Origin of the sequence: Pseudaminobacter soli (ex Li et al. 2025) (assembly GCF_003012705.1) — a bacterium.
GTDB classification, from domain to species: Bacteria; Pseudomonadota; Alphaproteobacteria; order Rhizobiales; family Rhizobiaceae; genus Pseudaminobacter; species Pseudaminobacter soli.
Genome location: NZ_PXYL01000015.1, coordinates 60,592 through 80,411, shown reverse-complemented (window position 1 = coordinate 80,411; position 19,820 = coordinate 60,592). Strand labels below are relative to the sequence as shown.

The following is a 19,820-nucleotide window of genomic DNA, read 5'->3' as shown; positions in this document are numbered from 1 at the left end:
GTTGTCGACGTATCGGCCCATGATTTGGGGATCGAGGCACCATAAAATAGAAGTTGACAAAACGGTCAACTTTTTTCATGAAAAGCTGACAAAACGGTCAGGTTCTTGGAGGGCTGGCCGGGATTTCGTTGCCTTGGGGGAGGGGCGCGCATGCCTATTCTGTTGAAGGACGCCATGAAGGAGTTCATGGCGTATTGGTCCGAGGATCTGGGCGAACCATGGCGCGCGCTCATCGGAGGTGTTGAGCCAGATTTCGAAGCAGTCGCACACGATCTCGAGCTCGAGGTTTGGGAGCCGATCTTTCCTGTTCGTCGCGGGAAGAACTTTCCAGGCATGCCGGCCGGCGCTCATTGCCTCAGGGCATTCGACGGAATATCGCCCGACCAGGTGCGCTGCGTCGTTCTCGGCCAGGATCCATATCCCGAGCCGGGCTTTGCGACCGGTCGGGCCTTCGAAACCGGAAACGTGGCCAGATGGCGCGAACTCGACAAGATGTTCTCGAAGAGCATCCGCGCCTACATGCAGTTGATCGTCGCCGCCAGGACGGGGGACGACTCATACGCCTGCAGCTTCGACGATTGGCCCAAGACGCTTGCGGCGATGGAAAACGGGTCTGTCCCTGTGGAGTCACCCTCCGAGATCGCCGATCGTTGGGTGAGTGAAGGGGTTCTTCTGCTGAATGCTTCGCTGACGCTGACCCGCTTCAAGGTGGATATAGACCCGCATCAATCCAAAGGGCATTTGCGACTCTGGCGGCCGATCATCCTGGAAGCTCTGCGCCGCCTCACGGCCAAGGGAAAACCGCTCGTATTCTTGGGCTTTGGCGACGCTGCGGCGGAGGCGCTGGCCGAAGCCGGCATAGACGAGAGCGCCGACGGGCATCTTCGTTGCATCCTGCGCGACCATCCCGCGCGGGCCGACGCCGTTCTAAGCCGTCCGAACCCTTTCATTCTCTGCAACGACTATCTGGAGGCGATGGGTGTTGAACCCATTGCATGGTGACCATGGCGGCAACGAAGACATACGATTTTATCATCATCGGTGCCGGCTCGGCCGGCTGCGTTCTGGCAAACCGCTTGTCTGCCGACCCGGCCAACAAGGTGCTGTTGCTGGAAGCCGGCGGCCGAGACCTCAATCCACTTTTCCGCTTGCCTATGCTCATGGGCAAGCTTTTCCATTCCGGAATCTACAACTGGCACTACCACACTGAGCCCGAGCCGCATCTGAACGGGAGATCGCTCTACTGGCCGCGCGGCAAGGTGCTGGGCGGCACCTCGACCATCAACGGCATGATTTACGTGCGCGGCAACCGCCATGACTACGATCGCTGGGCGCAAATGGGCGCTACCGGCTGGTCTTACGATGATGTGCTGCCTGCATTCTTGCGCTCGGAGGCCCATGTCCAGCGTAATGGCGCCTACCATAATGCCAATGGGGAGCTCACGGTCTGCCGGGCGCGCGGATGGAACCAGCTTCTCGATGTCTTCAACGAGGCAGGTGATCAGGCAGGACATCCCCTCAACGACGATTTCAACGGAGCTGACCAGGAGGGCTTTGGTCGCTACGATTTCACCATCACGAATGGCAAGCGCTGCTCGACCGCTTTCGCCTTCCTGCGGCCGGCGAAAGGGCGTCCCAATCTCACCATCGTGACCCGCGCTCACACTCAGCGCGTTCTCATCGAAAACGGTCGCGCCATCGGCGTCGAGTTCAGCCGGCACGGAAAACTCACTCGGGTCCATGCGAACCGCGACGTGATCCTTTCCGCAGGCGTCGTCAACTCGCCGCAAATTCTGATGCTGTCAGGGATCGGCTCGGCTGACGAACTTGCGGAACACGATATCCGTGTCGTCCAGGACCTTCCCGGCGTCGGCAAGAACCTTCAGGACCACGTCGATTGCGTCATGGCATACGAATGCCGAGAGCCGGTCACGCTTTACTCCGATCTTCGGGCCGACAAGCTTACCTGGTCCGTCGTACAGGGCATGCTGTTCGGTGAAGGTATCACCACGACCTTCCCTTATGAGGCCGGAGCCTTCATCAAATCACGTGCAGAACTTGCTGCGCCGGACATTCAGCTTCATTTCATGCCGGCGCTCGAAAAGACAGCAAACCTGCATTTTCCGAATCCGTTCAAGAAGGAACGAGTGGAGGCCAATCACGGTTTCTCGCTGCGTGTCGGACCGGTCAATCCCGAAAGCCGGGGCGAGATCAAGCTGCGCTCGGCGGATCCAATGGACCGTCCGCGTATCACTGCGAATTACCTGCAAACCGAGTTCGATATTCGCACGATGATCAAAGCCATTCGCATGACGCGAGAGATCATCAACCAGAAAGCTTTCGACAAATATCGCGGCCGCGAGCTTGCGCCAGGCCCATCGGTCGAAAACGATGCCGAAATGATCGACTGGCTGCGCGCCAATGCAATGACGACGTTTCATCCGGTCGGAACTTGCAAAATGGGCAACGACCCGATGGCTGTGGTGGACGCGCGTCTAAGCGTGCATGGCATCGAAGGCCTTCGCGTAGCCGATGCCTCGATCATGCCGATCATTTCCAGCGGTAACACGAATGCTCCGTCGATCATGATCGGGGAGCGGGCCGCTGATTTTATTCTTAAGGAGACGTCGAAATGATCGTGGAGCATCGGACCTACACATTCCGACCGGGAACGTTCGATGGCTGGTTGAAGAAATACGAAACCGAGGGGCTGCCCATCCAGAAGCGGCACCTGAATCGCTTCCTCGGCCTCTATGTCAGCGAGATCGGCCATTTGCACACGACCGTATTGATGTGGGGCTATGACAGCCTCGCCGACCGCGAGGCCCGTCGCGCGGCGATGTATGCCGATCCGGATTGGCAGGCCTTCATCAATGGCGTTTGGTCCCTCAACGCCATCCAGAGCCAGGACGCAATGATCATGAATCCGGCGCCATTCTCTCCGGGCGCCTGAGGCAGGAAATGGGCGTGAGGTGCTGCGCCAGAGGAGAGTGTCGGGCGGCGATTGGGGCCGCCCCAATAACGAAGAGAAAATCGAACCTCTAGAGAAGGAACAGAAAATGATGAACAAGAATCCGATCGAAACGAACATGCTGCGTCGGTCAATCGACCGCCGTAGTTTTCTTCAATCAACAGCAGGCCTGGCTGCCTTCAGTATGGCGGGCGGCCTGCTGACAGCGGCTGCGCACGCGTCTGGCGGTCTCGTGGCGCTGGTTCATACCCAGGCGGCGGGAGATGCAGGCCCGGTCGACTCTATGATCGCCAGGCTCAAGCAGCTCTCCGGGGAGCAGGGGTTCGAATATCGCGCGGTTTACGCCCAGGACCCGGCGACCTACGAAACCATCTTCCGCACGCTGGCCGATGTCGGTGCCGCCGTGATCGTCTCGACTTTCAATGAAGTGGCAGAGCCCTTCAAGGCTCTCGCCCCTTCCTATCCTAACACCAAGTGGATCCAGCTCTTTGCCGATCCCTTCGAACCCGCGATCCCCAATGTCGCTACGGTCTCCTATGACTACTATCTCGGCTGCTATCTCTCCGGCATCTTTGCTGCACGTGTGAGCAAGACAGGCAAGCTCGGTTTCATCGGTGGCGTGTCCATCCCGCCGATCAACGCCGACTTCAATGCTTTCAAGGCCGGCGCCCAGTCCGTCCGCCCGGATGCAACAGTATCAGTTGCCTTCGCCGGCTCCTTCCAAGACCCCGCCAAGGGTCAGGAGATTGCAACACAGATGTACTCGAGCGGTATCGACTACATCCAGACCGATGCCGCAGCGACCGATTTCGGCATTACTGCTGCCGCCAACGAGGCGGAGGGCCGTCTCGTGAGCGTGCTCGATCCCGCCCAGTTTCCGCAGGGACCCAAATCCGTCATCTCGATCGTCGGTCTCGACTTCGGCACCTCGCTCTACAACGAGGTCACCAAGGCACTTGGCAGCGGGTGGGCCGGCGGCACGCACGAGCATACCGGTCTTGGAACTGGAGTCATCGATTTTATCCCGTCGCCTCTCTTCGCAGAGCAGGGAGCACCAGACATCGTAGCGAAGGCGAAAGCAGTCGAGCCGGAAATCGCGGCAGCGAAAGCGGCGATCCTCGACGGCTCCCTCAAGGTTCCATTCAACACGACCCTCTGACCCCCAATTGGATCATGCTGCGATGACAGAGGACCGTTCCCCCATTTTTCAATGCCGCGATGTGACAGTGCGATACGGCCACATCGTGGCGCTCTCAGATGTCGGAGCCGTTTTCGAACGTGGCATGATCCACGCCGTCGTCGGCCAGAACGGCGCGGGCAAGACGACCTTTGCCCGGGTTCTGGCAGGCCTCGTCCGCCCGGCATCCGGCGAGCTCGAGATCGACGGCCGCCCGCTTCCGGGCGGCAACGTCAATGATGCTCGCAAGGCCGGGGTCGAGCTCGTCCATCAGAGCTTTGCCCTGCCTCCCTCCTTCAGCGTTGCAGAAGCGATGCAATTCGGCGCGGATGGTGGTGGGATGTTCACCAAAGGTGGGCTTGAAAAGCGCTGGCAACCGCATCTCGATGCTCTCGACGTCAGGGTGCAGGCCAAACAGCGGATTCGGGACCTGCCGGTGGAAACACAGCAGGGCGTCGAGATCGCCAGAGCACTCGTCTCGGAGGCAAAGCTGCTGATTTTGGACGAGCCTACAGCGGTTCTCTCGCCCGAGGGCGCGGAAAAGCTCTTTGAGCGGGTCCGGCGCCTGAAGGAGCGGGGTGTCACTGTCATCCTGATCCTGCACAAGATCCGGGAAGTGCTAGCGATCGCCGACACCGTCACGGTGCTGCGCGGCGGCCGCCTTGTCGACGGTCCGCTGCCCTGCGCCGAAATCGATGCCAATCGTCTGGCCGAACTCATCATCGGGCCGGCGGCTGCACGCAATCTGAAGTCTGAAGACAAGGCCCCTTTGACCAGGGCGGCAGCCCTGACTCATGTTGAAGCGCGCGAAACCGCCTCAAGTCGCGCACCGGTCCTCGATATGCGCGATGTGTCTACTAGGCCCGATCTCGAAGGCCCCGCCCTCGACAAGGTCAATCTCGCCATTCGCTCGGGGGAAATCGTCGGAGTGGCGGGGGTCGAAGGCAATGGACAGAGAACGTTGGTACGTGCGATTTCCGCGCTGTCCGACATTGTCGAAGGCCAGATCGCCATCAATGGGGGCGACGTGACGAATGTGCCGCTGGTCTCACGGCGGACAGCTGGACTCCGGGTGATCCCGTTTGAGCGCAACGTCGAAGGGCTGAGCCTGACCAGTTCCCTTTGGGAGAACTGGTCAGCCTGTGGACTTCTGCAGACAAAGCTGCTCTCAGCCATCAAACCGTCCCAGATACGGAAACACTGCGACGCTGCGTTGAAGCAGTGGGACGTCCGCTATTCCAACGTCGGCCAGCGGGCCGGCTCTTTATCCGGAGGCAACGCGCAGAAGGTCATCCTGTCGCGCGAGATGGATGAGGATGCGCGGCTCATTCTCGCAGCTCAACCGACGCGAGGCCTCGATATCGGGGCCACCTCATTCGTCTGGGATTCGATGCGCAAGGCGCGGGGCCGCGGCTGCGGACTGCTGTTCATCTCTTCGGATCTCGACGAGATCTTCGACATATCGGACCGCGTAATCGTCATGCTGTCCGGCCGGATCGTCGCGGAGTTTCATCCACCCTATGACATCGCTGCTGTCGGCGCGGCCATGACAGGAGTCCTCAGATGATCGAACGCTTCATATCCGTGTTCCGTGCGCTGATCTTCATCCTGATCGGTCTGGCACTGTGCGGCGTGATCTTTCAGCTCGCGGGCTACTCGGCGCCGTTGATGTTTCATTCGATAGCCGATGGAGCCTTCCTCAGGGCAGGTGCCCTGCAGCAGGCACTTCGATGGGCACTTCCCCTGTTCATCACGGCTGTCGGCGTCGCCATTTCCTTCCGCGCCGGCTACTTCAATATCGGTGCGCAGGGCCAGTTCTACATGGGCGCGATTGCTGCCGCCTTCGCGGCAGAATGGCTAAGTGGGGCACCGGCACCTTTCCTGATACCCGCTTGTTTCCTGGCCGGCATGACTGGTGGGGCGCTCTGGGCGCTCTGGCCTGGCCTTTTGCGGCTGAAGTCTGGTACCGACGAGGTCATCACCACGCTGATGGGCAATTTCCTTGCCGGCTTGGTGCTCCTCTATGTGACGGCCGGACCGCTCAAGGATCCGGCGGGAACAGGGCAGCAGGCTTCCAGCCGACCGCTCGATGCTGTCTACCGCATCAGCGACTCGCTCGGGCTGTCTCCCACGATCATCGCCATAGCTATCCTTGTCGGTATAACCATGTGGCTGCTGGTGAACAGGACCGCCTTCGGCGTGCTCTCGGGGCTGGCCGGCCGCAACCCCACGATGGTCGAATGGCAGGGGGCCAGGACGTGGCGTATCGGGCTCGCCAGCTTCCTACTGAGTGGAGCGCTCGCCGGTCTCGCTGGCACCATCGAGTTCATGGGGCCGAACGGACGTCTGACAGGCGGCTTTCTGTCAGGGCACGGGTTCACCGCCATCTTGATCGCGCTCGTCGCCAACTTCTCGGTCGTCGGAACAGCCTTCGTATCGCTCTTCTTTGGCGGCCTCGCCTCGGCCGCTCTCTATTTGCCGATCATGGCCGGGCTGCCGTCCTCGGCGATCGATATTATCAACGCGGCCATCGCGCTCTTCATCACCGCAAAATCCAGTCTCGTTGACCGGATCGCTAAACTCGGGGGACGGGTATGGAAGACATCGTAATCGCCATTTTTCGTTCCGGCACTCCGCTGATCTATGTGGCGCTTGCAGGTGTCATCGCCCAGCGCGCCGGCATATGGCATCTTGGTCTCGAAGGCCTGATGATCGCTGGAGCTTGTGCCACGATCCTCGGCATCGTCCTTACGCACTCGATCTGGATCGCGCTCCTGGGAGCGATCATCATCTGCGTCCTCGGTTCCGTCCTTTTCTGGTTTGTGGTCGAGAAGCTCAAAGCCAACCAAATCATCGCCGGTCTGGGACTTACAGGCCTTGGGCTCGGCGGAACCGCACTGGCAGTCCAGTCGATATTCGGGACGCAGGCGGCCGTCAGCGCACCTTTTGGATTGCCGCGCATCGGGTCGGCCTTCGGGGCCTTCGGCTCCCTTTCTATCCTCGTGTCTATCATGCCGATTGTCGTCCTCGCCGTCTGGATGATGTTGCGGCGGACCCGCTTCGGCTTGCGCCTTTCAGCTTCGGGCGAGCATCCCTTTGCCGCGCGCGGAGTCGGCGTCAATCCTTCGGTGATGCGTCTTGTTGCCCTGATGCTTGGCGGGGTGCTCTGCGCGCTCGCCGGCGCAGAGCTTGCTGCGGGTAGTCTTCAGATATTCGCGCAAAACATGACGGCCGGCCGTGGCTTCATGGGTTTCGCTGCGGTCATCTTCGGTGCAAGCCATCCCATCGGCGCCACCTTCGCAGCCTTGTTCTTCGCCTTGGTCGGCGCGCTCGGCATTAGGGCACAGCTTATGTTCGGCGACCGTATCCCACACGACTTGCTGCTTGCGCTGCCATACATCGCGACCGTGCTCGGCGTCTGGTTCAGCACGCAGTTGCGCGGCGGTACCAAGGCTAACAACAGTTTCGGCGAATTGCGTGACCAATAGCCACCGGTGAATAGCGATGGCGTTTTCCATGGAGACCGTCGCCATTTCACTTCGATACGAGCAGGAAACACGCCATGCCTCAGACACTCATCCGAAACGCGACGCTACTGACGATGGACGCCACGAACGGCAGCAAGCCTTTCGCCGGGGATCTGTTAATCGAAGCGGGCAGAATATCCGCTATCGGCAAAGATCTCGCGGCTGCTCCGGACGCAATCGTGATTGATGGCCGCAACCGTCTCGTAATGCCTGGTCTGGTCAACGCCCACACCCATTCGAGTGAAACTTTCTTTCGTGGCCGATATGAAGGCTTGCCGCTCGAGATCTGGCTTCTCTACGCCTATCCGTTGCTGATGGGCCCCGTCGTCAACGAAAGGCTTCTCTACCTCCGCAGCCTCTTGCTCGCCATGGAATCGCTTCGCAACGGGGTCACGACGATATGCGACGATTTCTTCGATCCGCCCAGCCATGACCTCACGCGGCTTTCCACGGTGTTCAAGGCCTATGAGGATGCAGGCATTCGTGCGAATGTCTCGAGCGCAGTCATGAATGTGCACACATTGGACGCCCTGCCATATGCCAGAGAGATCATGCCGCTCCACCTCCAGGAGAAACTTGATTTCGGCTCGCCGATGTCAGCTGCGACCTACATCGATTATTGCCGCTCAGCTTTTGCATCGCTGCATGGCAAAGCTGGCCGGCTCAACTTCATGATCGCTCCCTCGGCGCCGCAACGCTGCACGCCGGAACTGCTCCAGGCCTGCCACGAACTTGCTGTTGAAATGGCTGTGCCGCTGCATACCCATATCCTCGAAACCAAGACGCAGGCCGTGACCGGCCACGAGTTCTTCGGCAAGAGCCTGATTGCCTATATGGGCGATCTGGGAGCGCTATCGCGCAATACCACGATCGCCCATTCCGTTTGGGTGAGCGACGAAGACATCGCAATGATGGGAGAGGCGAGGTGTTCTGTTGCTCACAATGCCGTCTCCAACCAGAAGCTCGGCGCCGGTATCGCGCCTGTCCGTAGGCTCATCGACGCAGGTGTAATCATTGGTCTCGGAACGGACGGTGTCTCATCGAACGACACGGCCCGAATTTTCGATGTCATGCGGACAGCAGGCCTGATTCATAGTGTTTCCGGACCCGACTATGATCGCTGGATTCACGCCGACGAGATTCTCGCAATGGCAACAATTGGTGGGGCACGCAGCGCCATGCTGGAAAACATAACCGGCTCCCTCGAGGCTGGAAAGGCCGCCGACCTTCTGATCCTCGACCTCACCACGCTCAACTTCACGCCGCTCAACGATATCGCCAAGCATCTCGTCTTTGCCGAGAACGGTTCCTCCATTGAGATGGTCATGGTCGCGGGACAGATTGTCGTTCGGGATGGCCGTATGCAAATGATCGATGCAGCTTCGGTACTGGCTGAAATCCGCGAGCTCGTCCCGGCCCATCTCACGGCGCATGGGGAACTCGAGAAGCGCAACGCGGTCTTCCACTCCACGATGGCCGAGATCCATCGGCGCGCCACTGACAAGGTAATCGGTCTGCACCGCTATGCAGGAGACGCAGCATCATGATCGATTGCGTCGATCGCACCGGGCAGGATCACCGGCGCTGCAAACGCCATGTTGGCCCGGCTTAGCTACATATACGCCGCGAATGCCCTCGTTTCCGGCAGCATCGTGCGAGTGATCGACATGAAGCTGGCGACTGAAACCGCCTACTATGCGGTCCGATCCGATCGGCGCGGTTCCTCAAAGGTGGCCGCGTTTCGGAGTTGGCTTCAGGAACAGATGAGCGCATCGAATACCTGAGCGTTCCACCTCCATAACACTATGTCGTCGAGGTGACTTGACTATGCGGATGGTCCAAAACCGTATCAGCTTCGACAAAGGTGTGGAGGATTGCCTGTCCGATCATTGGCCTTAGGTCGAGGAAGCGGTCCGTCATGTGCACCCCGACAAACCCACCGCGTCAACCGCCCACAAGGGCATCTCAACCGACGGATACGAACTCAAAACTGGATAAATCTTGGGGCAACGTCACCTCGAATGCGTCGCTCTTGAACTTGCGCTTGGTTGCCATCGCAAATCTAATTATTCCGTTTGGGTTGACATGGCCGGCGGTTCAGATCCTTTCAAGGCGGCCAGCGATTTTCTATCAGTGGTTAGGTCATGGCAGTCAGGCTCCACGGACGCGAGGCCGGGGTGGCGAGCGCCCAAGGCAATAGAAAGACCAGTGACCTCGCCAGCTGGTAGGAATGTTGAGTGATGCCAGCGAATTGCGGTGCAGCACTTTGCCGACGACGGCCAGCGAGCAACTAGCCGGTGCTGCTCGTTCGCTAATTCTGCCTCAAACAAAAAGGCATCTCGGACGCTGCGCCCGGGATGCCGTTTCGTTAGACGAATTGTACCTCAGACAATCTTACCCCGGGCCGGCACCGGCCGGAGTTCAGGGGCCTTGTCCTTGCGGTAGATGTAGACGCCGTCGACCATGTTGGTGACGACACAGGCATGGTTGGGTACGATGCGCAGGCGCTGGCCGACCTCGAGGGCGATGTCGCCTGCACTGCACAGGCGGCCGTGCTCCTCCGACAGCTGGTCAATGGTGATGTCTGGCCGGCCGAGCACATGACCATGGCCGATGAGGCCGAGGAGGTCGGAGGTTAGCGTCTTGGTGCCGGCGTCGATGATGGCACGGTTGGGGGCGGGAACCGAGACCACGGTGGCGAGTACCGTGAGCGCGCAATCGCCCCAGCCGCAGACCCCGCGCGCGACAAGCGAGCGGTCGTTGTAGACATATGTTCCGGGCCGGTACTCCGTCGTGATGGGCGCCAGATGCGCGGACATCATGTCCGGCGACCCGCCCGAGGTGATAGTCGGAACTGCAATCCTCCTGGTCTCGATCACCGCTTTCGCCTCGGTCATGAAGGCCTGCACCTTGGCGGCGCCGTCCACCGGCGGATAGGTCATGAGTCCAGCGAAATGCAGGCCGGGCGCCGCGGCGATCCGGCCGGCAAGGTCGGCCGCTTCCTGTGGCGAGCCGACACCGCAGCGGTCGGCGCCGGTGTTGCATTCGACGAAGACATCGAGCGTGACGCCTGCGGCAGAGAAAGCTGCCGAGAGGCCGTCGACGACGGTCGCATTGTCTGCGACGACTGATAGCCTGACCTTGCGCGCCAGCGCGACCAGCGCGTGCAGCTTGTCATCGCCAAGGATGTTGTAGGTGATCAGCACGTCGGTCAGCCGGTTGCCGCCGGCGATCATGGCCTCGGCTTCGGAGATCTTCTGGCAGGTGATGCCGACCGCGCCGGCGTCGAGCTGGATTTCGGCGATGGCCGGCAGCTTGTGCGTCTTGATATGCGGTCGGACCTTGAGCCCATGACTGTCGGCATAGGCCTGGAAGCGCTCAATATTCCGCTTCGCCACATCGATGTCCACCAACACGGCGGGCGTCTGGATTTCGTCGAACATGCCTTTTCAGCCTCCAAATCAACGTGCCGCGAGAGAGCAGTCGGGCATGCTGGGCGGAAGGAGCAACCAGACGATTCATTCCCGCTCACATTGATGGCCCCCTGGTCCCGGATAAGCCCCGCGTCCATTTTTGCCCGATCTGGTGATGAACGTCTTTTGCGTGTCCGGACCCAATGACAGCGAAGCAAGGAACTCGTTGGCTTCAACGTTCTCAGCCGATCATCAGTACGTTGCGCGACCTCCGGACAGGTCGAACACTGCGGCGGTGGTGAAACTGTTCTCCTCTGACGCCAGCCAGGCAATCATGGCGGCAGCTTCCCCGACTTCCAAGAACCGGTTGCGCGGAATCTTGGAGAGCATGTAGTCAATATGCTCCTGCGACATCTGGTCGAATATCCGCGTGCGAGCTGCTGCCGGCGTGACGCAGTTCACTGCGATGTCGTGCGCCGCTAGTTCTTTGCCGAGCGATTTGGTGAAGCCGATCACGGCAGCTTTCGAGGCCGAGTAGGCCGAAGCGTTCGGATTCCCTTCCTTGCCCGCGATCGACGCTATGTTGACGATGCGCCCGTAGTTATTGGAGCGCATGGTCGGCAAGATGGCCTTGTTGGTGTGGAACGTGCCAAGCAGATTGATATCGACAATGCGCCGGAATTCGTCAACGGGGTAGTTCTCGACAGTTGCATTCATCCCGGCAACGCCGGCCGAGTTCACGAGTATGTCCACCTTGCCGAAGGCATCGAGCGTGCGCTGTGTGGTCTCAGAGACCGACGTCCAGGAGGCGATGTCGACCGACATGGCTATCGAGCCGTTCCCCAGCCGCCTGGCGGCCTCGGACGACAGCGCCTGGTCTAGGTCCCATATCGCGATGCGCGCCCCTAGCGAGGCCAGCCGCTCCGCGACCGCTCCGCCTATGCCTTGCGCTCCCCCGGTGATAACCGCTGTTCTGTTGTTGAAGTTCATCGGCTTGCCTCTTTTTGAATGTCGTTGGGTGCGGGCGGGGATGTCAGTTCGAAAGCGGTTTGTAGGCAATCGCCTCCACCTCGATCGCCGCATTGATCATCAATCGCGCCTCGACTGTGGACCGGCTCGGAGGCGCGTCGGGAAAATAGGTTGCATAGACGCGATTGAAGGCCGGGAAGTCATCGCGATCGGCCAGCCAGACAGTCGTCTTGACGACGTCGTCGAGCGAACAGCCGGCAGCCGCAAGCCTGGCTTCGATGTTGGCCATAACCTGGTGCGTCTCGGCTTCGATGCCACCGGGCACGATCTTGCCGTCGGGCCCGAACGCGACCTGGCCGGAAATGAAGACCAGGTCGCCCGCCCTGTGGGCCTGCGAGAAAGGAAGCGAACCGGCGCCAAGGCCACCGAAGGTTTGTTTCATGAAGTTGTCTCTCCTAATTCAGAAGCAGGTCGATAGGGCCACCTTCCCCAACATTGATGCGGGTCGTGTCCACTACGCCGCACTGTCATGAGGGGAATTGCCACCGACAATGCGACCTGCCCTCTGCACGACCCCCCGCCCAGCGATATAGGATCGGACACCGTTGACGAAGACGGAGTAGATACCCTCCGAATATTGCAGCGGCTTGTCGTAGGTCGCCTTGTCGATGATCCTGGAGGGATCGAAGACCACCAGGTCCGCGAAAGCGCCGGCACGGATTTCACCGCGACCGCGCAACCGGAAAACGCGCGCCGTGAGGCCGGTCATCTTGTGGATCGCGGTTTGGATAGTGAACAGGCCCTCGTCGCGCGCATAATGGCCGATTACGCGTGGGAACGTGCCCCACAAGCGCGGATGAGGGTGTGCATCATGGGGCAAGCCATCCGAGCCGATCATTGTCAACCGCGAAGCAAGAACGCGGCGGACATCGGCCTCGTCCATCTGGAAGTATATGGCTCCGGCCGGCTGAAGACGGCGTGCCGCCTCGAGGAGGTCGACGTTCCATTCGCTTGCGATGTCGATCAGCGCACGACCTTGCATATCAGGGTGTGGCTGCGACCAGGCGATGTGTATCGGATAGGTATCGGTTACGAGTTCCGCTCGCAGGTAGGTGGATCCGGCCGAGTAGGGATACGCATCCAGATTGACCGGCTGGTGGTCCGAGGCCTGCTCGATCTTGGGCAGCGTTTCGCGAGTGCGGCCCCAATTATTTACGCCCGCGCATTTGTGGTGCGAGATCACCACCGGGATATCGGCCTTGGCGGCGGTTTCGAGCGTTTCGTCAATACTGGCGAGAATGTCATCGAATTCGTCGCGCATATGCGTAGCGTAGACGCCGCCCTTCTGCGCAAAACGCGCGGCAATCGATGCCACCTCGCCAATATCGGCAGCAGCGTTGGCCGGATAGAACAGGCCGGTGGACATTCCGGTGGCGCCATTGTCCATCGCTTCTTCGGCCAGCGCACACATGGCGGCAATCTCGCTGTCGCTAGCGCGCTTGTCGATGTCTGCCATCGTCGCGAGCCGCAACGCGGAGTGGCCGATCAGCGCAGCGACATTGACCGAGGGACGCGTGCGGTTCACGCGACTCGCATAGTCCGCAAAAGTCCGAAATTCATACGCTTGCGAATCTCCGAGCAATGTCATCGGCGGCGGCGGTGCGCGATCGCCGAAGACGACAGGCACTAGCGAGATTCCGCAGTTTCCGACGACAACTGTCGTGACGCCCTGGCTGATCTTGGGCAGCATGTCGGGTTCGTCGAGCACGATCCGGTCATCATGCGTGTGGGAATCGATGAAGCCTGGCGCCAGGGCAAGCCCGGCCAAATCCTCCTCCGCGGCACCCGTATTCGGCGCAATCGTTCCGGTCGGACCGACGAATGCGATCCGTTCCCCAGTGATAGCGACCTCACCCAGAAATGGTTCCTTGCCGCTGCCATCGAAGATCAGCGCATTGCGAAAAAGCCGATCGTAGTTGGCGATTCCGCCATTCGTCTCACCGGTCATGATATCATTACTCAGGCTTGGAGTTCTTCATGAGGGGCGTCGGATCCGTCGATGGCGTCGGGATTGCGATGCCGATGCTTGCAACCGTGTAGCGCACGCGGCGTAGCGCCTCGAGGCTGCGCTGGCCAAGCCGCGCCGCGACGCCGGCGGCGATCGTGTCAATGACGGCCATGAAAGCATAGCGCGACGGCGTCGGCAGAAGCACATTGTCGTCTTCCGCAACCTCGATCGGGATGACGACCTGGGCCGCCTTGGCCAACGGCGTATTCAACCGCGTCAAGGCGATGGTCTTGGCGCCAAAACTCCCGGCGATCTCGACCGCCTGAACAACCGATCTCGAGCGGCCGCTATTCGAGATGGCAATAACGGAGTCTTCAGGCTGTAGCGTCGCTGCAGACATACGCTGCTGGTGGCCGTCCACATAGGAAATGGTCGGGATGCCAAGACGGAACAGGCGCAACCTCGTGTCTTCCGCCAGGCTGGCCGATCCGCCGCCCTGGCCATAGATGTCGATGCGTCGGGTGGTCGAGAGGATCTCCAGCGCCTTTTCCAACGCGTTGGTATCGAGCCGATCGAGGCTGTCCCTCACTGTGTTGGCGGCGCGCATCATCACCATTTGAGCCAACTGGCCGATGTCGTCGCGAAAGACCCTGTCGCTGCGCAGATAGACAGCAGCAACCGTCACCGTGGTGGCGAGACTGATCTTGAATTCGTTGAAGGATGAGCAGCCGATGGAGCGGCAAAACCGCGTCACCGATGGCTGGCTCACGCCTGCGCGTTCCGCCAGCTCGGCAATCGTCATCAGCGTTGCCGCTTCCATGTCGGCCTGTACTGCCTCGGCAACGCGGCGTTCGGCCGCACTCAGGTTGGGCTCGGCACGCTGAATGCGGGATACGATATCGATCGCGACTGAAGGCGCGGCTTTGTCAGTCTTGGTCATGCGTTGGCACAAAGCCCGCGAAGGACGAGCCTGCCCACGATCCGGTTAGTCATCACCTGCGTTCCTTCCCTAGCTATTTCGGCTCACCATGCGAGCCTCATTCTCTATCATTTCGAAACAAAATTACACATTCTCTTGATTCATTCAATAGGGTGGCAAGTGAATGCCTTCCGTGGCCGAGGTCACTGCAGATCGCAACTCAATCAATGGAGTCCAGCCAATCTATTGTTTTTACGCGGTTTTTGTTACATCACGCCGTGAATAGTCATTTGCCTTAGCGCTGAAAGATAGCGCTTGCATTTTCGTGAGGTGTAATTTATTTTCACAAACTGAGGGGATGAGCCGGTTGAACCGGTTTCAGATATTTTGCTTGGGAGGGCAACGTGAACGCTTCGACTGATCGCGAGTCACGCAATTCGACTGCGGGGCCCAAGATGACGATATCTGGTGCGTCGAAGCGCTATGATACGCGCAGTGGGACCGTTCATGCGCTCGATCGGGTTTCGCTGGAGGTGCGCGATGGGGAGTTCCTGTGTATCCTCGGGCCGTCCGGCTGCGGAAAGTCGACGCTGCTCTGGTCGATGGCGGGCCTGCACGGCCTCTCAAGCGGCGAGATCCGGCTTGGGCCGAGCAAGATCGAAGCGCCGCATCCCGAAATCGCAATGATCTTCCAGGAGGCAAACCTCCTGCCGTGGCGCAACCTCGAGAGCAACATCGCGCTTCCGTTCGAGTTGAAGCGTACCAAGCCGGACAGGGCGCGCATTTCCCGGTTGCTTCAGCGGGTCGGGCTGGCGGGATTTGAGAGCAAATATCCGCGGGAACTTTCGGGCGGCATGCAGCAGCGCGCATCGATCGTGCGCGGCTTGGCGGTCGATCCGTCCGTTCTGTTGATGGACGAGCCGTTCGGTGCGCTCGACGCCTTTACCCGCGATGAGATGAACCTGCTCATCCAGGAAATCTGGATGGAGACCGGCAAGACCATCATCTTCATCACGCACTCGATCGCCGAGGCCTTGTTTCTGGCGGATCGCATAGTGGTTATGTCCGCCCGTCCCGGGCGCATCCAGGAAATCGTGGAAGTCGACCTTCCGCGTCCGCGACCGATTTCAGTCCAGTCAACGCCGGAGTTCATCGCTCGCGTCAATGACATCAAGGATATGATCGACCACCGCAAGGTCTGACCTCCACGCGTTGCAGAGAGAAGAAACTTGGACACCCAGCTTCGAGACCAGATTCCCACATTCGGCGCAAAACAGGGCGCTGACATCAGCCTTTCCGGCGGACTGTCGTCCTTGTCGTCCGGGAGCAACCGCACCGCCTTCGAGACGCTTGTCATCATCCTGGTGGCGGTCGTGATCATCGGCGGCGCCGAATTGCTCATCGCTCTATTCGAAGTGCCGCAATACATCCTGCCGAGGCCGAGCCTGATTGCTGCTGCGCTGGTCAGCGAGTGGAAATTCATCTGGCCGCACCTGCTGGTGACGCTCTATGAATTGCTTGTCGGCTTCACGATCGGCGCGTCGATCGGCTTTCTGCTTGCGGCCGTCATCACGCAATTTCCCTTCGTCGAGAAGATCGTCACCCCATACATCCTGTTGTTGGTGACGACGCCGATGCTGGCGCTGGTGCCGCTCCTGATCCTGCGCTTCGGCTTCGGCTCGGAGCCGCGCATCATCGCCGTGGCGCTGGCCTCCGGCCCGATGGTCATGATCAACTCCGCAACCGGGTTTCGCCGGGTCGATCTCGCCAAGATCGCGCTGGCCCGCTCCTTCGGCGCTTCGACCCTCCAGATATTCACTAAGATCCGCATTCCCATGGCCATGCCGATGATCATCGTCGGCCTCATGGTCGGATCGATCTTCGGCCTGCTGACGACGGTCGGCGCCGAGATGGTCGGCGGCGCGGAGGGGCTCGGCAATCGCCTCAACTACTATTCGTCAATGATCCGCATGCCGCAATTCTTTGCCGTGATCACGCTGCTCGCCACCATCGGCATATCGATCTACGTCTTCTTCTTCTGGGTCGGAAAACGATGGGGCAGCTGGGACGCCTGAGTGAAGGCTCCATTCATCTCCAGGGAGGAACTGAGAATGACCAATTTGCCTTACATGCCTGCGATAGGTCGCCGCAGGTTCTTGCAACTGACTGGCGCCGGTGTCGCGGTAGCGGCATTCGGCATTGGGCCGGCAGCCGCCCAGGTAGGGCCGGTGCGCTGGGTGTCGCCGCGCGGCACACTCGAAGTCATTGACGATTTTGGCTACTGGGTCGCCAAGAAGATGGGCTATTTCGGCGACCTAGAAACGGTTGTCGAGCCCGGCCCGCAAGACGGCACGGCAACCGTCAAGCTCGTCGACCAGAACCAGTCCGATTTCGGCTATCCGTCCCCGGGCATCCTCTCCCTCGGTCTCGAGCAGGGAATGAACCTGGTTTCTGCTTTCCACATCATGGCTGGCGATGTGTTCGACTTCGCCTTCCAGAAGGGCAAGGCGCCGGCCGACCTAAAAGGTCTCGAAGGCAAGACGATCGTGCTCGGTTCGGCCGGTTGGCAGTCGATCTCCGACCCGATGCTCGCCGCGGCAGGCGTGGATCTGTCGAAGATCAAGTATGTCGAGGTTAGCGCGTGGGGACAGGCTCTGGCGCAGGGCCAAGCTGATGCGGCTCTTTCGTGGGAAGGCCTGCGCGCACAGTGGCGCGGCCAGGGACTCGATTTCGACTATCTGCTCGGCAAGAACGTCTCAGTGTTCCCGGCCAATTCCTTCGTCATCCGCAAGAGCGATCTCGATGATGTAGCCAAGGTCGAGGCCTATGAGAAATACCTACGTGGCTGGGCCATGGGCTTGGAATTTGCCTGGCAGAATCCACGTGCAGCGACCCAGATCGCCATGGAGCAATTCCCCGGTCTCGCATCCCAGATGAACCCGACAGTCGCTACAGAATCCCTGATGCAGCAGTTGGGCCTGATGCATGCGCATTGGGACAAGCGCAACGCCTGGGGCTTCCATCTCATGGACAGCTGGCAGACCTATTTCGATGCGATCGCCAAGATCGGCCAGGTGAGCAAGGTGTTCAAGGCCGAGGACGTGATCACCAATCGCTTCGTCGAACCGGCCACCAACTTCGACCACGCCAAAGTGAAGGCAGATGCTGATGGCTTCAAGCTTTCGCCCGACTACGCAGCGGTCGACGTTGAAGGTATCCGCGCCGTTCTTTGACACTTCCGAAGTGGGAGGCGGACCTGCCGCCTTCCTTTACCGCGAGGCGAGCATGTTTGTTTTCGATCACGTCGGCATTACCACTACCGAGCAGCAACCGCAGGAAGACTGGGTCGAGCAGAGCAAGATCTGGGTCACCAATCCTCGAAACCATCCCGAGCACATCGAGTTCCTCCGCTACCACGAGGACAGCGCGGTGCCCGCGATCATCCGTGACAACCCGCATATCGCCTATCGCGTCGATGAGATCGAGCCACTGCTCGCTTCGGTCGACGAGATACTCATTCCGTCTTTCATTGTTGGTGACTTCCTCGAGGTTGTGTTCGTGCTCAAGCACGGCACCGTCTTCGAGTACATGCGCTACCTGAAAGAAGGCTGGTTCGAGAATTGAGGACGCACACATCCATGACTTCGGCAAAGGGTCGCTATCGCGCGCTTTACACCTACGCCTGGGATCTGGCGGAAACCGGGGTTGATGCCGCCGTGAACGAATTCCAGCGTCTGGGGCTCGAGACGGTGACGATGGCGGCATCCTATCACGCGGGCAAATTCCTGCGGCCGCATGGGCGTGACGGGAAGGTATATTTCCCTGACGACGGAACGGTCTACTTCCGCCCGAACCCCTCCCGCTATGGCGATCTGAAGCCGGTCGTGCATCCCATGGTCGCGGAGCGCGACATCCTGCGCGACCTGTGCGAACGAACGGATGTCGCGGCCAATGCCTGGCTGGTACTACTGCACAATTCGAGGCTCGGCCTCGCCAATCCCGAAATGTGCGCACAGAACGCGTTCGGCGACCGATACATCTACAGCCTTAGCCCGTCACATCCCGATGCCCGCGCCTATGCCGTGGGCTTGGCCCGCGACGTGACTGAAAGTTACGGAGTGCGCGGCATTTCGATGGAAAGTCCGGGCTTTGCTCCCTATGCCCATGGCTATCACCACGAGTTCTCCCTGTTCCGGCACAATCGCTGGATGGACTGCCTGCTCGGTCTCGACTTTTCCCCGCCTGCGATCGAGCGAGCCAAGGCGGCCGGCATCGACGCCGAGCGGCTGCGCGCGCAGGTTGCCAAGGACATCGAATCCTATATCGATTCCGATATCGATTTTCCCGATGACATGGCTGAAGCCTTCTGGCTGGCTGACGTGCAGGCAGACGGCGATCTGCGCCGCTATCTCGATTTCCGAAACCAGGAAGTCACATCGCTGGTGCAGGAGATTCGAGCCACTGTCCGCCCCGATGCGGAGGTCGCCGTCATCCCCTCGGTCGCGCGGCCAACCGGCGGCGCCTGGTACGAAGGCAGTGATCTCAAGGCGACAGCCGAGATGACAGGCATCATCGAAGCCTGCTTCTACGAGCCAAGCGCTGTTCGCATCCGCTCGGATCTCTTCGACATAAAGCGCAGGCTGCGCGGTGCCGGACGCGTGCGCGCGATCATGCGGCCGGCCTATCCCGATTTGACTAACAAGCAGGAATTCCTGAATGCCGTCGCCGGCCTGCGCGATGGCGGCGTCACGGAATTCGCTTTCTACAACTGGGGTCACTTGCGCCGCTCCAATCTCGAATGGATCGGCGAGGCGATGAGGATGCTTCCGTGAGGTG

18 protein-coding genes are annotated in these 19,820 nt (G+C 60.1%); 13 read left to right on the top strand and 5 right to left on the bottom strand.

All coding sequences use genetic code 11. The features are described from left to right. Nucleotides 1-150: 150 nt before the first annotated feature. The 8 genes from C7I85_RS23115 to C7I85_RS23080 all read left to right on the top strand — a co-directional run bounded on the left by C7I85_RS23115 (nucleotide 151) and on the right by C7I85_RS23080 (nucleotide 9,222). On the top strand, nucleotides 151-1,002 hold the full coding sequence (locus tag C7I85_RS23115; RefSeq protein WP_245445061.1) for a uracil-DNA glycosylase: 852 nt from the start codon (nucleotides 151-153) through the stop codon (nucleotides 1,000-1,002). Between the two features lie 2 nt (nucleotides 1,003-1,004). Continuing rightward, nucleotides 1,005-2,636: a GMC family oxidoreductase gene (locus C7I85_RS23110; RefSeq protein WP_106726416.1), complete on the top strand. Its 1,632-nt coding sequence runs from the start codon at nucleotides 1,005-1,007 to the stop codon at nucleotides 2,634-2,636. Then, nucleotides 2,633-2,953, top strand: coding sequence for an NIPSNAP family protein (locus C7I85_RS23105; RefSeq protein WP_106726376.1), 321 nt, complete (start codon nucleotides 2,633-2,635; stop codon nucleotides 2,951-2,953). Before C7I85_RS23110 ends, C7I85_RS23105 begins: the two co-directional genes overlap by 4 nt. A gap of 151 nt (nucleotides 2,954-3,104) precedes the next feature. After that, complete coding sequence (locus C7I85_RS23100; protein ID WP_106726415.1) at nucleotides 3,105-4,130, top strand: BMP family ABC transporter substrate-binding protein; 1,026 nt, start codon at nucleotides 3,105-3,107, stop codon at nucleotides 4,128-4,130. A 22-nt stretch (nucleotides 4,131-4,152) separates the two neighbouring features. Continuing rightward, nucleotides 4,153-5,715: an ABC transporter ATP-binding protein gene (locus tag C7I85_RS23095; protein WP_106726375.1), complete on the top strand. Its 1,563-nt coding sequence runs from the start codon at nucleotides 4,153-4,155 to the stop codon at nucleotides 5,713-5,715. Then, complete coding sequence (locus C7I85_RS23090; RefSeq protein ID WP_106726374.1) at nucleotides 5,712-6,758, top strand: ABC transporter permease; 1,047 nt, start codon at nucleotides 5,712-5,714, stop codon at nucleotides 6,756-6,758. The genes C7I85_RS23095 and C7I85_RS23090 overlap by 4 nt, the downstream gene beginning before the upstream one ends. Next, nucleotides 6,743-7,636 carry an ABC transporter permease gene (locus C7I85_RS23085; protein ID WP_106726373.1) on the top strand — a complete coding sequence of 298 codons (894 nt, stop codon included), beginning with the start codon at nucleotides 6,743-6,745 and terminating at the stop codon, nucleotides 7,634-7,636. Before C7I85_RS23090 ends, C7I85_RS23085 begins: the two co-directional genes overlap by 16 nt. A 74-nt stretch (nucleotides 7,637-7,710) precedes the next feature. Further along, nucleotides 7,711-9,222, top strand: coding sequence for an amidohydrolase family protein (locus C7I85_RS23080; RefSeq protein ID WP_106726372.1), 1,512 nt, complete (start codon nucleotides 7,711-7,713; stop codon nucleotides 9,220-9,222). Between the two features lie 837 nt (nucleotides 9,223-10,059). On the opposite strand, the gene C7I85_RS23070 is transcribed toward C7I85_RS23080, so the two are convergent. The 5 genes from C7I85_RS23070 to C7I85_RS23050 all read right to left on the bottom strand — a co-directional run bounded on the left by C7I85_RS23070 (nucleotide 10,060) and on the right by C7I85_RS23050 (nucleotide 15,005). Then, complete coding sequence (locus tag C7I85_RS23070; RefSeq protein ID WP_106726370.1) at nucleotides 10,060-11,118, bottom strand: D-TA family PLP-dependent enzyme; 1,059 nt, start codon at nucleotides 11,116-11,118, stop codon at nucleotides 10,060-10,062. A gap of 222 nt (nucleotides 11,119-11,340) precedes the next feature. After that, the gene (locus C7I85_RS23065) at nucleotides 11,341-12,078 is read right to left on the bottom strand and encodes an SDR family NAD(P)-dependent oxidoreductase (protein ID WP_106726369.1); all 738 of its coding nucleotides are present in this window, start codon (nucleotides 12,076-12,078) and stop codon (nucleotides 11,341-11,343) included. 43 nt (nucleotides 12,079-12,121) lie between these two features. Continuing rightward, nucleotides 12,122-12,499, bottom strand: coding sequence for a RidA family protein (locus C7I85_RS23060; RefSeq protein WP_106726368.1), 378 nt, complete (start codon nucleotides 12,497-12,499; stop codon nucleotides 12,122-12,124). 72 nt (nucleotides 12,500-12,571) lie between these two features. Further along, a complete protein-coding gene (locus C7I85_RS23055; RefSeq protein WP_106726367.1) occupies nucleotides 12,572-14,065 on the bottom strand; it encodes an N-acyl-D-amino-acid deacylase family protein in 1,494 nt (497 codons plus the stop codon). 7 nt (nucleotides 14,066-14,072) lie between these two features. Further along, nucleotides 14,073-15,005: a MurR/RpiR family transcriptional regulator gene (locus C7I85_RS23050; RefSeq protein WP_106726366.1), complete on the bottom strand. Its 933-nt coding sequence runs from the start codon at nucleotides 15,003-15,005 to the stop codon at nucleotides 14,073-14,075. Between the two features lie 434 nt (nucleotides 15,006-15,439). Between C7I85_RS23050 and C7I85_RS23045 the strand changes: the two genes are divergently transcribed. From C7I85_RS23045 to C7I85_RS23025, 5 genes are read left to right on the top strand one after another with little or no spacing between them, the layout of a single operon-like run. Continuing rightward, a complete protein-coding gene (locus C7I85_RS23045) occupies nucleotides 15,440-16,186 on the top strand; it encodes an ABC transporter ATP-binding protein (RefSeq protein ID WP_106726414.1) in 747 nt (248 codons plus the stop codon). Nucleotides 16,187-16,213: 27 nt separating this feature from the next. Then, complete coding sequence (locus tag C7I85_RS23040; RefSeq protein ID WP_106726365.1) at nucleotides 16,214-17,059, top strand: ABC transporter permease; 846 nt, start codon at nucleotides 16,214-16,216, stop codon at nucleotides 17,057-17,059. A gap of 36 nt (nucleotides 17,060-17,095) precedes the next feature. Further along, nucleotides 17,096-18,217, top strand: a complete 1,122-nt coding sequence (locus C7I85_RS23035; protein ID WP_181257296.1) for an ABC transporter substrate-binding protein — start codon at nucleotides 17,096-17,098, stop codon at nucleotides 18,215-18,217. A gap of 52 nt (nucleotides 18,218-18,269) precedes the next feature. Then, complete coding sequence (locus tag C7I85_RS23030; protein WP_106726364.1) at nucleotides 18,270-18,608, top strand: hypothetical protein; 339 nt, start codon at nucleotides 18,270-18,272, stop codon at nucleotides 18,606-18,608. 14 nt (nucleotides 18,609-18,622) lie between these two features. Continuing rightward, nucleotides 18,623-19,816 (top strand): hypothetical protein, encoded by a 1,194-nt coding sequence (locus tag C7I85_RS23025; protein ID WP_106726363.1) that lies wholly within the window; start codon nucleotides 18,623-18,625, stop codon nucleotides 19,814-19,816. The last annotated feature ends 4 nt before the right edge of the window (nucleotides 19,817-19,820 follow it).